This window comes from Campylobacter sp. CNRCH_2014_2452 (assembly GCF_025772865.1).
GTDB classification, from domain to species: Bacteria; Campylobacterota; Campylobacteria; order Campylobacterales; family Campylobacteraceae; genus Campylobacter_D; species Campylobacter_D lari_D.
In genome coordinates this window covers 111,759-126,629 of record NZ_JAKMSX010000004.1, presented here as the reverse complement: position 1 = coordinate 126,629, position 14,871 = coordinate 111,759, and the positions used below count along the sequence as shown (strand labels likewise).

Here is a 14,871-nt window from a genome sequence, read left to right as displayed (position 1 = left end):
TTATTAAAAATCAAATCCACCTTCTTTACCTTTAGACATACTCTTATAAACTGCTTCTATATACTCTTTTCTTAAAGAGCACTCAAAAATCATAGAGCAAGGTAAACAAGATTTTAATTTTTTTTCGTTTTGACAAGCTTGAAGTTCATTTTTTTTAACTTCTAAAGCCAACTCAAATTCATCTTTAACTTCAGCCATTAAAAACCTTTATAAGCTTGTTTTAGTTTTTCAATTTCATATTTAGAACCCAAAAAGCATGGCGTACTTGCATGAATTTTTTCAAATTCTAAATCAAGTAAAGAATCATTTTCTCCATTGGTAGAAAATCCTCCTGCTTTTTCAAAAATAAAAGCAAAAGGAAACACCTCAAAATATGCTCTTAATTTTCCATTTGGTGCATCGCTTGTTGCGGGATATGAAAACAACCCTCCACCTTTGAGTAAAATTTGGTGCAAATCACTCACCATAGCACCAGAATATCTCAAGCGATAACCCTCATCAAATAAAGCTTTTATAAAAGCTCTATGAGTATTTGACCAATTTTTTTGTGTCCCACCGCTTGCATTTAATTTGCCTTTTTCATTTAATTTTAAATCCTTAACAAAAACAAATTCATCTTTTTCATTTAATCTATAAAGCTTAGGAGTGTCTATACACACTATAAGCTCTAAACGCACGCCATAAATAGCATAAATTGCTGCTTTTAGATTTTTTGCACTAGCCTTTTGCTCATAAATAGCAAAAATAGAACCTATAGCAAAATTCACATCTACTAAAGAAGAACCATCTAAAGGATCATAAGCAACAACATATTTTTCATTTTCATTGATTAGCAATTGCTCTTGTTTTTCCTCGCTAATTAAGCTTTTTAAACCTTTGCTTTGCTTTAAAATTCTAGTGATAATCTCATCGCTTTTCACATCAAGTTTTAATTGATTATCTCCTGTGGCATTTTGAGAAGTGGTATAATCAAAATCTTTTAAATATCTAAGTTCTTTTGAAATTTCAATCACTGCTTTTTGTATATCGTCAATTAATTCTTGCATATTTTACCTCTATACTTTTTTTGAATTTTTTAATATAAAATCACAAATACTTTCCAAATCATCCAAATAAAGCCAAGTTAAATTTTTATTTTCAATTTTCTCATAGCTTGCAATAGCCTTAGAATAAGCAAAATAGCTCTCATCTACTTCTTTACAAAAAACGCTAATTCTTGGCATATCTAAGGTTTTTAAGCCCTCTATAAATAAAAAATCAAATTCTCCTAGTTTAGAAATAGCTTCATCTAAAGTACTTGGAGAATGTGTAAATAAAGTTGTCCTTGTAGGACTTAAAACCATTACATCAGCACCACTTTGAAAAAATTTAAAACTATCTTTTTTTGCTATATCAAAGCTTGCTTTATCCTTTGGATCATGTTTTATAATGCATACTTTATAATTTTGTTCCATAAAATACTTAGCAACTTGAGTAATCAAAGTCGTTTTACCTGAATTGGAAGGCCCGCTAAAAGCCATTGCTAATCTTTTCATAACTTCCTTAAATCAAATAAAATAAATGAAATTATATCTTTTTAAAAGTTAAAAGCTTATAATTATAAAAAAATTAGGAACAAAAATATGAAAAAAGTTTATATGATTATTTTTTTAACACTTATTTTTACCGCATGCTCTAATAAAACCCAAGAGCAAAGTGAAATTAATTTAAAAAGTCAAACTCTAATGTATGCACAAAAAATTAATTTTAATTATAAAGATAATAGAGTAGTTGCTTTATTGAGCTATTTAAACCCTGTATTAGATGAAAAAAGTCAAAAAGAAGTTTTTGTACTTAGTTTTTTGCCAAATATCAACATCAAACAAGAGCAAATTTCAATACTCATAGATGGAGAAAAAACTAACATAAAAACCTTAGATCAAAATGATGAATTATTTAAATATATCATTAAGAGTGATTATGCAAGTTATTATAAAATCACTCTTAATGAATTAGTGCAAAAACCTATTTTAAAACTTGATTTGTGTTTTGAGAATCAGTGTTTTGAGCTAAAGTTTCAAAAAATTTCGAAATCGGTGTATTATCGTTCAGAAGATGCAAATAAACAACATAATTAGCTAAAACTTTCTTAGCATATACCCTGCTTTCTGCATAAGGAACAAGCTCCATTGATAAAAATGGCTCATATTTTCCCGCTCTAAACATATCTTCTCTTTTGAGCATTCTAGTGGTAAATCCTATACCTCCATTATAAGCATAAGCCACAAAAACCGGGGAATTAAGTTTAGATTCTAAATAATCTAAATGATGATTTGCAAAAGTATAAGCTGTTTTTGGTTCAAAAAGCATATCTTGATCAAAATTTGGAATTTGCAGTTCTTTATTGCCTATATGATTAGCTAAAAATGGAATAAATTGCATAATACCCAAAGCATAAGAAGTTGAAATGGCTGTTGGTATAAAACGACTTTCTTGTCTAGCTAAAGCTAAAATCATAGCTTTTCTTTGCGTAGAATAATCTTTTAAATATTCAAAATAAGGCATAATAAAATAATGTTTTTTAAAACCTTCGGCCCTTTCTTTAATATAGGCATAAATAGCGATATTTTCCTTGGTATAAAAATCTTTTGCAAGTTTTTCTAGCTCATTAGGAGTGCCTTTTGCAATTTCTTTTGCGAGCTTTTGCCAAGCAAAAGGATCTTTCATATCAAAATCATTTTTTTGTTTTTTTGGCTTTAATTCTTCTATTTTAGGTAAAGGCAAGCCTTTTAACTCTCTTGCATAAAGACTATAAATATTTAAAGAATCACTTTGAGCAAGCTCATCAATGTACTTTTTATCTTGAGTGATCAAATATAGCCAAAAATTTGCATTATCTACTAAAGGTTTGCTTTTAAAAGTATCTTTTGCTACTTGAAAAAATTCCAATGCTTTTTTATCGTCATTTTCTAAAATAGCATTTACACCTAGATAAAAAGCATTATCTTGAAAAGTTAAATTTGCATCTACATTAACTAGAGATTTTCTTATCAATGGACTTTTTTTCTTAATGATAATTTCTTTTACAAAATTTGTAAATTCTTTTTCTTTAGCTAATTCATTTACAAAATCTTTTTCTAAGAAAAAATCTTTTTTATCTTTTAAGAAATTATAGATTTTATAAAAATTAGCACTATCATAATTTAAAACCGCATAACTTAGAGGATCTTTAGCATCAAAAGCTTCTAAAAGTTTTGTTAAATTTGGATTATCCTGTGGGATATTTTTTTTCATCTCATTACGCACTGAAGCATTAAGATCTTGTATAAAAGTTAAACTATTTAATCTTATAAGCTGACAAGTAGCATTAGCATCTAAGATATTTTGTGTATTAAATTTATAACAAGCTTCATATTCTTTATTATACCCCAAAGGTGGAATAATAGCTTCAATGGCATTTTTAATACGCCCTGCATAACGATAAATATGTTCTTTTAAACCTTCAACTTCTTCTTTTTTAAATTCATTTTTTTCTAATAAACGATATAAATAATAATCCTTAGCTAAAGAATTTGGTCTTTGCTCTAATTCTTTATAAGAATACATTGCACTATTTGCAAAAACCACTCCAGCTAAAAGTAACACTACACTTTTTTTCAACACTTATAAACTTCCTAAAATTAAATTTGATAAAAATATTTGGATAAATTTTAATCCTAAAATAATAATCAAAGGTGCTAAATCAATACTCCCTATAGTAGTAGGAATAAACCTTCTTACAAAAGCATAAGCAGGATTAGTTAAACGATATAAAATTTGCACTATAGGATTATATGGATCAGGCCTTACCCAAGAAATCAATGCGGCAATGATTATAATCCATACATAAATTTCAATAACTAAAGAAAAAATTTGCACCAAAGATACAATTAAACTTGTTCCAACTCCCATTTTACTCCTTTATAATTTCTTTAACAAAAGGCTTGATTAGAGTATAAATTTCACTCATTTCAGGTCCGTGAGTAACTCCTGTTAATACCAAACGCAAAGGCATAAAGAAATTTTTACCTTTTAAATTTGTTTTTTCCATCAAAATCTTTTTAAACTCATCATATTCTTGAGGTAGATCTAAATCTTTTAAAACTTCTTTAATCAACTTACATTCTTTTTCAAATTCATTATAATTTTTAACTGCAAAAATTGCTTGTATTTTTTCTCTTATCTCATTTAGCGTGCTAGCTTCTTGAGTATAAAATTTTGCAAGCTCAGCTACATCCTTACCTAAATTTAATAAAGAATTTAATTTATCATTATCAAGCATTTTTATATGCTCACGGTTAATTTGCATTAAACGCTTAGTATCAAATCTTGCAGGAGATTTTGAAACTTTTTTCAAATCAAACCATTCTATGGCTTCTTCTAAAGTAAAAATCTCTTTTGGAGTTTTATTACCTAAAAGTATTAAATAATTTGCAATAGCACTTGCTAAATATCCATTATCAAGCATCCATTTTACACTAGAATGAGCCTCTCTTTTGCTCATTTTAACACCTTCTTCATTTAAAATGATAGGCAAATGTGCATAAGTCATGCTTTTATCATAACCCAAACTTGCTCTAATATGTTCTTGCTTAGGAGTATTTGAAACATGATCTTCGCCCCTTATAATACAAGTAACACCTTCTAGCATATCATCAACTGCACAAGCAAAATTATAAGTTGGGGTTTTATCAGCCCTCATAATTACAAAACTATCAATATCTTCAGGATTAAAACTAATCTCACCTTTAATATAGTCTATAAATTTCATTTGCGATTGAGGTTTTTTAAGACGGATTACGAAAGGTTTTTCACAATTTAATACATCAATATCTGCAAGTTTTTCACAAGTACCATCGTATCTATATGCTTGATTTTTACTTTTAGCTAGTTCTTTTTTATGAGCTAATTCATCCTCAGTACAAAAACAAGCAAAAGCTTTTTTTTCACTTACTAGCTTTAAAGCCATTTGACGATGAAATTTCAAATTCTCACTTTGCACATAATAATGCTGCCAAGTTATACCGAATTCTTTTAAAATAGCTTTTATTTCTTCTTCTTTTCCAGCTATATTTCTAGCATTATCCGTATCTTCAATACGCAAAATAAAATCAGAATTTTCTTGTCTTGCTTTAATATAATTAAATAAAGCTGCTCTTAAATTTCCAATATGCATATCTCCAGTAGGCGATGGTGCAAACCTATACATTATTTATCCTTTTAAAAAACTTTTTTATCATTATACAATTAAATACTTGCTATTTCTTTTAAGTTCACACAAAATTCACTCAATAGCAATATGATTTCATAAATAATTCAACATAAAGGATAAAAAATGAAATTAAAAATAGCTTTAGCAACATTAGTTACTGCAGGTTTTGTTTTTGCACAAGATATGATTGTAGGAGTTAATGCTTTACCAGCAAATTCTAAAAATTTCATACAAAAACATTTTACAGGTTCAAATATTGCTTTAGTTAAACAAGATATTGATAGCTTTGATGTTTATTTAGACAATGGAACTGAGCTTGAGTTTTTTATCAATGGAGATTGGAAAGAAATCGATGCAAAATACAGACCAATTGATACTTCTTTTTTAAGTCCAAATGTTTTAGCAACGATTAAAAAAATGCACCCAAATGCAAGTATAATTAAAGTTGAAAAAGAAATTCAAGGTTATAAATTCAAACTTAATAATATGATGGAAATTTATACTGATGTAAATGGAAATTTCTTGGGACAAAAATTTGATGATTAGAATTTAAGCTAAGCTTTTTTGCTTAGCTTTTATAAGAATTTAGAGCAAGCTCTTGTATATTATAATTAGCAATTCTCTTGTAAGTAAAGCCTTTTTTCTCTAAAAAATCAAGTAAAATTTTCTCCATTTTTTCTAAAGCATTTAAGACTTCTTTTGAAAGTTCAAAACTCAATGGCTCTATACGCTTTGGTACGCAAGCTAAAATTTGAGTTTTAGGTAAATCTCCCATAAGTTCCATGTATTGTAAAGTTTGAAGCATTTCAACCTCATGCGCACTACCACTCCAATTAACTTTTTTTGGCATTGCATCATAAGGAAAGAAAAAAATATCTCCAATCTTAGCATCATCTGCTGCAATACAATCAATCACAATCATTTCATCATATTCGGCTATAATATAGCTAAGTTGTAAAGCCAAAGTTCCACCATCTACAAAACTCACTGAGTCTTTTTCATGATAAAACTTATAATTTTTTTCTAAAAGTTTGCAAAGATGAACGCCTAAGCCCTCATCTGCAAACATAATATTACCAATACCTAAAACTAGAAGTTTCAACGATTTTCTCTTACAAATTTATAACCGCTAAAGATAGCATCTAAAGCACCATCTTTACCTTTAACTGAGTTAAATACAGCCATATAAATATGCACTGGAACAAAAATCAACACAACCCACATTAAAATTCTATGATAGGTTCTAACATCAGCCAATCCACCTAACATTACCTCAATAGGTCTTAAAATATTATATAAAAATCCACCCAAGCCTTCATGATATACATGCATATAAAGGATTAATCCTGTCAAAATAAGCCCAAACATAACAAGATAAAAGAAAAGGTAAGTTACAAATTGCAAAGGATTATATACACCTTGTAAATGCGGGTGCTTTCCTAGGAAAATGTAAAATTTAATTTGCTCTATCCATAATTTTACATTAAAAATATCTTTTATACTCTTTCTCTCACCATCACTTTTTGAATCAAAAAAGAACAAATATGTTTTAAAAATCACACAAGCTATTAAGATAAAACCAAAAATTTGGTGCACCATGCGGTATTTTGCCTGCATAAATAAAGTCGGTTCAGATGAAATAGAAGGAGCTTGAAATACATAAGAAATATAATATCCAGTTCCCACTAAAATCACGATTGCAACCGCTCTTAACCAATGTGTAAAACGAAGACCGATACTAAATTCGTATTCAGCCTTTCTGTTTGATTTTAAGGAATGTTTAGAATCCATACTAAAGTCCTTTCCTTATAAATTTACATTAACTTTATACTCGCTAAGATTATTACCTTTAGTATCCATTACATGTACTGCACATGCTATACAAGGATCATAAGAGTGAATAGCTCTTATTACTTCTAAAGGCTGTTTAACATCAGCTAGTTTCATACCAATAAGACATTGTTCATAGCTACCACCTACTCCATTTGCATCTTTTGGACTTGCATTCCAAGTAGAAGGAACTACTGCTTGCCAATTTTCAATTACACCATTTTTAATCCTACACCAATGGCTTAACGCACCACGAGGTGCACTTCCCATAAATCTACCTTTGTATTCTTTGTTTTTATCAATTACATAAGTAGTACAAGTGCTTTCATCTGTTTTTAAATTTTCAACCAAAGAATCAAATGCTTTTAAACCATGATCAGCAATAATTTTAGCTTCAATTGCTCTAGCGCCTGTTCTTCCTAAAGTGCTCATAAGTGCTTGAACTGGTAAATTCGTAGCTTTTAAGAAAGAATCAACCGCTTCTACTACAATTTTATTACCCTTAGCATAATTTACTAAAATATTTGCTAATGGCCCAACTTGCATAGGCGAATTTTCATATCTTGGAGCTTTAATCCAGCTATATTTGCCTTTAATATCAAATACCTTACTATGAACCATATTACCTTTATCATCAATGCTTTCACCATCAATTAAGCCCGTATAGTTTGGATTAGTTTTACCATCATAAGGATGTAAAGCTTCATTGTCTGCATACCATGATCTTGTAGCCTCTTCAGTGATTTTAGCTTCATCTACTTCTTCAACCTTACTCAAATCACCATTTCTAATAATACCACCTTCAAACAACCATTCATCACTTGAAATTTGGAATTCTCTCTCAGTATAGAAGTTATTTACCCCTACATCATTTAATACACTTGCTTCTTTAGAGTAAGCTTTAGCTGCCATGATTAAATCCGGATAATAAGCACGATTAATAAAATCAGCTACTTCTTGGAATTTAGTCATATATTCAGCCATTCTTGATGGGTTTAAAAGATCCATAACACAAGTTACACCACCTACTGTTAAACTTTGTGGATGAGGATTTTTAGCACCAAAAATCGCCATAGCTTGAGCTATTGTTCTTTGAATTCTTAAACATTCTAAATAATGCGAAAGTGCAATAAGGTTTTGCTCAGGAGTAAAGCGATAAGTCGCATGTCCATAATAAGCATTTGCAAATGGTCCAAGATTTCCTTTATCTACAAAGATTTTTAGTCTTTGCTGAACTTCTAAAAGCTTATCTGCACCTGTTGCATAAGGCATATCAGTATATTTAAATGCTTCATCACTTGCTTTTTTTACATCAGCACTTAAAGCACTTACAACATCAACAAAATCAAGACCATGAAGTTGATAAAAATGTACAGGATGATCATGCATGTATAAAGCTGCATTCATTAAAGTTCTAGTTAAAACTGCATTTAGTGGCGGAGTAATACCTAAAGCATTTTCTACTGCGATAATCCCTGCTCTATAATGTGAAAAAGTACAAACGCCACAAATTCTTTGAGTTAAAAAGCCTGCATCTCTTGGATCACGACCTTTTACAATAGTTTCAATCCCTCTCCATAAAGTCGATCCTGAATATGCTTCTTTAATGACATTATTTTCATCAACCACTACTTCAACTCTTAAATGTCCTTCTATTCTAGTAAGTGGATCTATAATAATTCTTTTTGACATTTTTAATCCTTATTTTTTTCTAATGAAGCAATTACAGCATGTGCAGCAACAGCTACGCCTGTTACACAAAGCACACCTATACCAATTTTATCTGAAATGCTATCAGCACCCAAGCCATAAACAGTATCAAATAATCTTCCTGCCATCACTTCTTCAAAAGGTCCCATAGTATCCCAAAAATCAGGTTCAGAACAGCCTATACAACCATGTCCTGCTTGGATTGGCCATGAAGTATGTTGATTAAATCTCTCTCTTGAGCAATTATTAAAAGTATAAGGGCCTTTACAACCTACTTTATAAAGACAATATCCTTTTTTTGCTCCCTCATCACCAAATTGTTGCACAAATTCACCCGCATCAAAGCGTCCTCTTCTTTCACAAAGATCATGAATTCTTAACCCATAAGCCCATTTTGGTCTATTATAGGCATCAAGTGCTGGCAATGTTTGATACAATATGTAATGAATCACATTACCTATAATATTTTTTTCACTTGGAGGACAACCTGGTACATTGATAACTGTTTTATTTGTTACTTTACTTAAGCTTACAGCATTACTTGGATTAGGTCTAGCAGCTTGGATACCACCAAAAGCTGAACAAGTACCTATAGCAAAAATAGCTAAAGCATCATTACAGGCTTGTTCTGCTAATTGTCTTCCTGTTTTTCCATGTGGTCCTATAGTTAAAAAGTTTTCTGTAGCACCTGTTGGTATACCACCTTCTACCATTAAGATATATCTACCTTTGTATTTTTCCATAGCAGCTTCAAGATTATGTTCAGCTTGCCAACCTGCAGCACCCATTATAGTTTCATGATATTCTAAAGAAATATAATCAAAAATCAAACTATCAATAGTAGGAGCATCACTTCTTAACAAACTTTCAGAACATCCTGTACATTCAGCCATATGAAGCCAAATCACTGGAAGTCTATCACTAAGCTCAGCAGCTCTTGCAACTACTGGAGTAAAGCTAGCAGGTAATGCTAAAAATGCAGTCATAGCACTAGCCCATTTCATAAAATCTCTTCTTGAAAAACCTGATTGCTCTAAGGCTTTAGAGATAGAAATCTCATTTTTCAAAAGAGGAAGTTTTTCTAATGCGTCTAAACGGCGATTAAAAATATCTAAATCACTCATTTGTTGTTCCTTAAATTATAGAAATATCATTAAAGATTTTAAAATATTTATTGTTAAGAATAGATAAAAAATGATAATTTTTTAATCAAATATACGAAGTATTTACAATTTAGTATTATTAAGATAATTTTACTCTAAATAAGCAAGTATTACACTTGCTTATTGTTTAACAATGATGATTTCATCATCTTTAGAATCTATAACAATCTCATCGTTTTCATGTAATTGATCAGATAATATCATATCACTTAATTTATCTTCTACCATATCATATAAAGCTCTTTTTAATGGTCTTGCACCAAAATCCATATCAAAACCAACTTTTGCTATTAAGCTAGCAGCATTATCACTCAAGCTTGCTTTAATACCTCTATTTTCAAGACTTTTTTGCAAGGTATTAAAAAGTAATTTAACTATTTTTTCAGCTTCACTTTCTCCCAAAGGATTAAAAGTAATAATATCATCCAAACGATTTAAAAACTCAGGTCTAAAAAAGCTTCTAAGAGCTTCTTTGATAGCTTTTTCTCTTTCTTCGCCATTTAACTCCATAATAAAATTTGCACCTATATTAGAAGTTAAGATAATGATAGTATTAGTAAAATCGACCGTTACGCCTTTACTATCTGTAGCCCTACCATCATCTAAAATTCCCAAAAGTATATTAAATACATCTTTATGGGCTTTTTCTACTTCATCAAATAAAATCACACTATAAGGCTTTCTTCTAACAGCTTCAGTTAATTCCCCACCTTCTTCATGCCCTATATATCCTGGAGGTGCACCTAAAAGTCTTGACACACTGTGTTTTTCCATAAATTCACTCATATCAAAACGCACCATAGCTTTTTCATCATCAAATAAAAATTTAGCCAAAACTTTAGCACTTTCTGTTTTACCTACTCCAGTTGGCCCTAAAAATAAAAAGCTTCCTATAGGCTTAGTTGCTTGATTTAACCCTGCTTTGTTACGCTTAATAGCTTTAGCTAAAGCACTCAAAGCCTCATCTTGCCCTATGACGCTTTCTTGTAAATACTCTTGAATATGTAAATATTTTTGTTTTTCAGAAGTGAGCATTTTTTGCACACTAATGCCTGTCCATTTACTTAAAATACCAGCTACTAAATCCTCATCTACTTGATTTTTAAGCAAAACTCCTTCTTGGGTCATTTGTTTCCATTTTTCTTCTAAATTTAAAACCTCTTTTTCACACTCTAAAATTTTGCCATATTCTATTTCAGCAGCCTTTTGGAAATCTCCTTTATTTTTAGCCAAAATAGCTTCATTTTTTAAAGTATCGATTTCTTTTTTCTTTGCACTTATGCCATTAAATACTGCTTTTTCATTTTCAAATTTAACATTAAGTTTGATTTGCTCTTCTTTTAAATTTGCTAATTCTTTTTTAATCTCTTCTAATCTTTTTTCATTAACTTCATTTTCTTCCATTTTTAAAGCTTCATTTTCTACTTCCAAACTTTCAATTTGTTTTCTAACCTTTCTTAAAGAATTTGGCTCACTTTCTATTTGCATTTTTAATTCCGCTGCAGCCTCATCAATTAAATCAATTGCTTTATCAGGTAAAAATCTATTAGTTATATAACGCTTAGATAGCTTTGCAGCTGCCACTAAAGCACTATCATTGATAGTTACATTATGATGAATTTCTAATTTTTCTTTTATACCTCTAAGCATAGCCAAAGCTTCATTTACACTAGGTTCAGCTACATTTACAGGCTGAAATCTTCTTTGTAAAGCTGCATCTTTTTCAAAATATTTTCTATATTCTTTTAAAGTTGTAGCACCTATAGTATGAAGCTCACCTCTTGCTAAAGCAGGTTTTAAAATATTTGCTGCATCCATGCTCCCTTCATTTGCACCTGCACCTACAATGGTGTGAATTTCATCTATAAATAAAATTACATTCTTATGTTTTATTACTTCATTTACAACTGCTTTTAATCTATCTTCAAATTCACCTCTGTATTTTGCCCCTGCTATTAAAGCACTCATATCTAAAGCTATAACTTTTTTATTTTGCAACGAAGTAGGAACATCTTTTTTTACTATCCTTTGTGCTAAAGCTTCCACCACAGCAGTTTTTCCTACCCCTGGCTCACCTAATAAAATAGGATTATTTTTAGTTTTTCTGATTAAAATTTGCATTAATCTTTGAATTTCTTCTTCCCTACCTATAACAGGATCAAGCTCATTGTTTTTAGCTTTCATAGTCAAATCAATACCAAATTTAGATAAAGAATCAAGTGTTTCATCACTTGTTTTGGTTTCTATTTTAGCTCCTGCTCTAATGAATTCCAATTCTTTTTTAAACTCATTTAAATCTACAAATTTAGACAAAAGTTCCTTAATAACCCCGCTAGCACTTTCTGAAACAAGCCACATATCCACAGCTAAATAACTATCTTTATTTTCTAAAGCCAAGCCTTTTGCTTTTTCTAAAGAATTAATAAATTCATTTGAAAATTTAATATTGTCTTTATTTACATTTGAGCTAGTAGGAAAAGATGAAATTTTACTTTTTACTTCTAACTCAAATGCCTCTTTAGAAACATTTAATTTATTAAAAACTTGATTAAGCAAACTGGAGCTATCAACACTTAAAGCCCATAATAAATGCAAAGGTTTTATTTCGCTATTCTTAGAATGAATGGCCAAAGAAATTGCACTTTCTATATTTGAAAGCATAGAATCTGTTAAAAAATCTTGTATATTTGCCATTTTTACTCCTTTTTACTTTTATATGAAGTGTATTATATAACTTTAGTCTATTATTGTCAAGTTTATTTAGTTATATTTATAAATAATTTTTTATATATACACGCTAATATCATAAAAATATTTACTTTATTTACGATTTTTTAAGCAAAAATAACTAAAATTAGATAATTATTTTATGAATTCATATTTATTTTGGAGTTTTTCCTTTGAAGACAAAAAGAAATCTTATTATCGCAGCTAGCATTTGTAGTTTAATAACCGCTTCTTTTATTTTTACTAACTTGCAAGCTAAAAATCCCGCTCCTAGCGAAGCAGAAAAGAAAATAGAAGCTTTATCTAAACTTACAAGAACTATGTCTATCATAGAACAATATTATGTTGATGATGTTAATTATACAGATTTGGTTGATAAATCCATAGCAGGTTTACTTACAAATTTAGATGCCCACTCTTCCTTCTTAGATGAAAAAGGTTATAAAGAGCTTAAAGAGCAAACTAATGGGGAATTTGGTGGACTTGGCTTTACTATTACCCAAAAAGATGGAGCAATTAGTGTTGTAGCTCCTATAGAAGGAAGTCCAGCGGATAAAGCAGGTATTAAAACTGATGATATTATCTTAAGAATTAATAACGAATCAACTTTAGGTATGACTTTAAATGAAGCTGTTTCTAAAATGCGTGGAGAGCCTAAAACAAAGGTTACTCTAACTATTTATAGAAAAGGCGATGCAAAGCCATTTGATGTAAATTTAAAAAGAGATATCATAAAAGTAGATAGTGTTTATACAAAATTAATTGAAAATGAAAATTTACTTTATTTAAGAGTGACTAATTTTGATAAAAATGTTGTAGATGAAGCTAGTAAAGCGATCAAAAAACATTCTGATACAAAAGGAATTATACTAGATCTTAGAACCAATCCAGGTGGTATTTTAAATCAAGCAGTGGGTTTGGTAAATCTTTTTGTAGATAAAGGAGTAATCGTTTCACAAAAAGGTAAAATTGAAAGCGAGAATGTAGAATTTAAAGCAAATCCTAGTAAAAAAATCACTAATGCACCTTTAGTAGTGCTTGTAAATGGTGGCAGTGCAAGTGCGAGCGAGATTGTAAGTGGGGCTTTGCAGGATTTTAAACGCGCTATTATCATAGGAGAAAAAACCTTTGGAAAAGGTAGTGTGCAACTTATATTACCTATGGATGAAAAAGGTAAAGAAGGCTTGAGACTTACTATAGCAAAATATTATTTACCAAGTGGTAGAACTATACAAGCTGTTGGAGTTAATCCTGATATAGAAGTATTTCCAGGAAAAGTAAGTAAAGAAGAAAATCACGGCTTTGAGATCAAAGAAAGTGATCTTAAAAAACACTTACAAGCTGAACTAGATAAAATCGGACATCAAGAAAAGAAAAAAGACAACAAAGAAGATAAAAATATCATTACCAAAGAACAAATTAATAATGACATACAACTAAAAACCGCAATAGATGCGATTAAAATTTTAAACATTACAAAAGGAGAGTAAAATGGCTATGAAATTAGATCTTTTATATGAAGGAAAAGGTAAAAAAATGTTTAAAACTGATGATGAGAATTTGCTCATCACAGAATTTAAAGATGATTTAACAGCTTTTAATGCAGAAAAAAAGGGTAATGAAGCAGGAAAAGGTGCATTAAATTGTAAAATTAGTACTGAAATTTTTCATCTCTTAGAAAAAGAAGGCATTAAAACCCATCTAGTAGAAACCATCAGCGAAAAAGAACAAATTGTTAAAAAATGTAATATTATACCCATTGAAGTTATTACTAGAAATGTAGCTACAGGATCTTTAACAAAAAGATTAGGCATTAAAGAAGGCACGATTTTACCTTTTGCTGTAGTTGAGTTTTGTTATAAAAATGATGATTTAGGTGATCCTATCATCAATGATGAGCATTGTTTGATTTTAAATCTAGTAAAAAGTGAAAAAGATTTAGAATTAATCAAAAATACCGCAAGACATATCAATTCTATTCTAGTAAAATTCTTTGAATCTAAAGGTTTAAGATTGATTGACTTTAAATTAGAATTTGGTATTGATAATGAAGGAAATATGATCTTAGCTGATGAAATTAGTCCTGATAGCTGTAGATTTTGGGATAGCAAAACTAATGAAAAATTAGATAAAGATCGCTTTAGACAAGACTTAGGTAATGTAAAAATGGCCTATGAAGAAGTCTTAAAAAGAATTTTAAATTAGGAAAAA

15 protein-coding genes are annotated in these 14,871 nt (G+C 29.7%); 4 read left to right on the top strand and 11 right to left on the bottom strand.

Annotated elements, in window-relative coordinates; all coding sequences use genetic code 11:
* Positions 1-3: 3 nt before the first annotated feature.
* The 3 genes from L8X38_RS03770 to mobB are packed head-to-tail and all read right to left on the bottom strand — an operon-like array spanning position 4 to position 1,535.
* A complete protein-coding gene (locus L8X38_RS03770) occupies positions 4-198 on the bottom strand; it encodes a hypothetical protein (protein WP_263660319.1) in 195 nt (64 codons plus the stop codon).
* Positions 198-1,046, bottom strand: a complete 849-nt coding sequence (locus L8X38_RS03765) for a class 1 fructose-bisphosphatase (protein ID WP_133318926.1) — start codon at positions 1,044-1,046, stop codon at positions 198-200. The genes L8X38_RS03770 and L8X38_RS03765 overlap by 1 nt, the downstream gene beginning before the upstream one ends.
* A gap of 9 nt (positions 1,047-1,055) precedes the next feature.
* Positions 1,056-1,535 (bottom strand): molybdopterin-guanine dinucleotide biosynthesis protein B, encoded by a 480-nt coding sequence (mobB, locus tag L8X38_RS03760; RefSeq protein WP_220566249.1) that lies wholly within the window; start codon positions 1,533-1,535, stop codon positions 1,056-1,058.
* Between the two features lie 87 nt (positions 1,536-1,622).
* Here mobB and L8X38_RS03755 point away from each other — a divergent pair, with 87 nt between their 5' ends.
* Positions 1,623-2,117 carry a hypothetical protein gene (locus tag L8X38_RS03755; RefSeq protein ID WP_263661337.1) on the top strand — a complete coding sequence of 165 codons (495 nt, stop codon included), beginning with the start codon at positions 1,623-1,625 and terminating at the stop codon, positions 2,115-2,117.
* Here L8X38_RS03755 and L8X38_RS03750 read toward each other — a convergent pair.
* The 3 genes from L8X38_RS03750 to gltX are packed head-to-tail and all read right to left on the bottom strand — an operon-like array spanning position 2,005 to position 5,227.
* Positions 2,005-3,642, bottom strand: coding sequence for a lytic transglycosylase domain-containing protein (locus L8X38_RS03750; RefSeq protein WP_133318929.1), 1,638 nt, complete (start codon positions 3,640-3,642; stop codon positions 2,005-2,007). The two genes, L8X38_RS03755 and L8X38_RS03750, sit on opposite strands and share 113 nt — an antisense overlap.
* On the bottom strand, positions 3,643-3,930 hold the full coding sequence (locus L8X38_RS03745) for a YggT family protein (protein ID WP_012661430.1): 288 nt from the start codon (positions 3,928-3,930) through the stop codon (positions 3,643-3,645).
* A gap of 1 nt (position 3,931) precedes the next feature.
* A complete protein-coding gene (gene gltX / locus L8X38_RS03740; protein WP_220566246.1) occupies positions 3,932-5,227 on the bottom strand; it encodes a glutamate--tRNA ligase in 1,296 nt (431 codons plus the stop codon).
* A 126-nt stretch (positions 5,228-5,353) separates the two neighbouring features.
* On the opposite strand from gltX, the gene L8X38_RS03735 reads away from it, so the two are divergent.
* The gene (locus L8X38_RS03735; RefSeq protein ID WP_133318931.1) at positions 5,354-5,776 is read left to right on the top strand and encodes a PepSY-like domain-containing protein; all 423 of its coding nucleotides are present in this window, start codon (positions 5,354-5,356) and stop codon (positions 5,774-5,776) included.
* A gap of 22 nt (positions 5,777-5,798) precedes the next feature.
* On the opposite strand, the gene L8X38_RS03730 is transcribed toward L8X38_RS03735, so the two are convergent.
* From L8X38_RS03730 to L8X38_RS03710, 5 genes are all read right to left on the bottom strand, one after another.
* Positions 5,799-6,332, bottom strand: a complete 534-nt coding sequence (locus L8X38_RS03730; protein ID WP_133318932.1) for a HyaD/HybD family hydrogenase maturation endopeptidase — start codon at positions 6,330-6,332, stop codon at positions 5,799-5,801.
* The gene (cybH, locus tag L8X38_RS03725) at positions 6,329-7,021 is read right to left on the bottom strand and encodes a Ni/Fe-hydrogenase, b-type cytochrome subunit (protein WP_133318933.1); all 693 of its coding nucleotides are present in this window, start codon (positions 7,019-7,021) and stop codon (positions 6,329-6,331) included. Before cybH ends, L8X38_RS03730 begins: the two co-directional genes overlap by 4 nt.
* Positions 7,022-7,036: 15 nt before the next feature.
* Positions 7,037-8,752, bottom strand: a complete 1,716-nt coding sequence (locus tag L8X38_RS03720; RefSeq protein WP_133318934.1) for a nickel-dependent hydrogenase large subunit — start codon at positions 8,750-8,752, stop codon at positions 7,037-7,039.
* Positions 8,753-8,754: 2 nt separating this feature from the next.
* Positions 8,755-9,894 (bottom strand): hydrogenase small subunit, encoded by a 1,140-nt coding sequence (locus tag L8X38_RS03715; RefSeq protein WP_220566243.1) that lies wholly within the window; start codon positions 9,892-9,894, stop codon positions 8,755-8,757.
* Positions 9,895-10,053: 159 nt separating this feature from the next.
* The gene (locus tag L8X38_RS03710; protein WP_263661336.1) at positions 10,054-12,627 is read right to left on the bottom strand and encodes an ATP-dependent Clp protease ATP-binding subunit; all 2,574 of its coding nucleotides are present in this window, start codon (positions 12,625-12,627) and stop codon (positions 10,054-10,056) included.
* 206 nt (positions 12,628-12,833) lie between these two features.
* On the opposite strand from L8X38_RS03710, the gene L8X38_RS03705 reads away from it, so the two are divergent.
* Both L8X38_RS03705 and purC read left to right on the top strand, forming a co-directional pair.
* Positions 12,834-14,150 (top strand): S41 family peptidase, encoded by a 1,317-nt coding sequence (locus tag L8X38_RS03705; RefSeq protein ID WP_318529583.1) that lies wholly within the window; start codon positions 12,834-12,836, stop codon positions 14,148-14,150.
* Positions 14,151-14,157: 7 nt separating this feature from the next.
* Complete coding sequence (gene purC, locus L8X38_RS03700) at positions 14,158-14,865, top strand: phosphoribosylaminoimidazolesuccinocarboxamide synthase (protein ID WP_263659703.1); 708 nt, start codon at positions 14,158-14,160, stop codon at positions 14,863-14,865.
* Positions 14,866-14,871: the final 6 nt, after the last annotated feature.

What these genes read in the sequence shown, in the direction of transcription:
- L8X38_RS03770 (WP_263660319.1), bottom strand. Translation starts at nt 198, where the DNA reads ATGGCTGAAGTTAAAGATGAATTTGAGTTGGCTTTAGAAGTTAAAAAA.
- L8X38_RS03765 (WP_133318926.1), bottom strand. Translation starts at nt 1,046, where the DNA reads ATGCAAGAATTAATTGACGATATACAAAAAGCAGTGATTGAAATTTCA.
- mobB (WP_220566249.1), bottom strand. Translation starts at nt 1,535, where the DNA reads ATGAAAAGATTAGCAATGGCTTTTAGCGGGCCTTCCAATTCAGGTAAA.
- L8X38_RS03755 (WP_263661337.1), top strand. Translation starts at nt 1,623, where the DNA reads ATGAAAAAAGTTTATATGATTATTTTTTTAACACTTATTTTTACCGCA.
- L8X38_RS03745 (WP_012661430.1), bottom strand. Translation starts at nt 3,930, where the DNA reads ATGGGAGTTGGAACAAGTTTAATTGTATCTTTGGTGCAAATTTTTTCT.
- gltX (WP_220566246.1), bottom strand. Translation starts at nt 5,227, where the DNA reads ATGTATAGGTTTGCACCATCGCCTACTGGAGATATGCATATTGGAAAT.
- L8X38_RS03735 (WP_133318931.1), top strand. Translation starts at nt 5,354, where the DNA reads ATGAAATTAAAAATAGCTTTAGCAACATTAGTTACTGCAGGTTTTGTT.
- cybH (WP_133318933.1), bottom strand. Translation starts at nt 7,021, where the DNA reads ATGGATTCTAAACATTCCTTAAAATCAAACAGAAAGGCTGAATACGAA.
- L8X38_RS03720 (WP_133318934.1), bottom strand. Translation starts at nt 8,752, where the DNA reads ATGTCAAAAAGAATTATTATAGATCCACTTACTAGAATAGAAGGACAT.
- L8X38_RS03715 (WP_220566243.1), bottom strand. Translation starts at nt 9,894, where the DNA reads ATGAGTGATTTAGATATTTTTAATCGCCGTTTAGACGCATTAGAAAAA.
- L8X38_RS03710 (WP_263661336.1), bottom strand. Translation starts at nt 12,627, where the DNA reads ATGGCAAATATACAAGATTTTTTAACAGATTCTATGCTTTCAAATATA.
- purC (WP_263659703.1), top strand. Translation starts at nt 14,158, where the DNA reads ATGAAATTAGATCTTTTATATGAAGGAAAAGGTAAAAAAATGTTTAAA.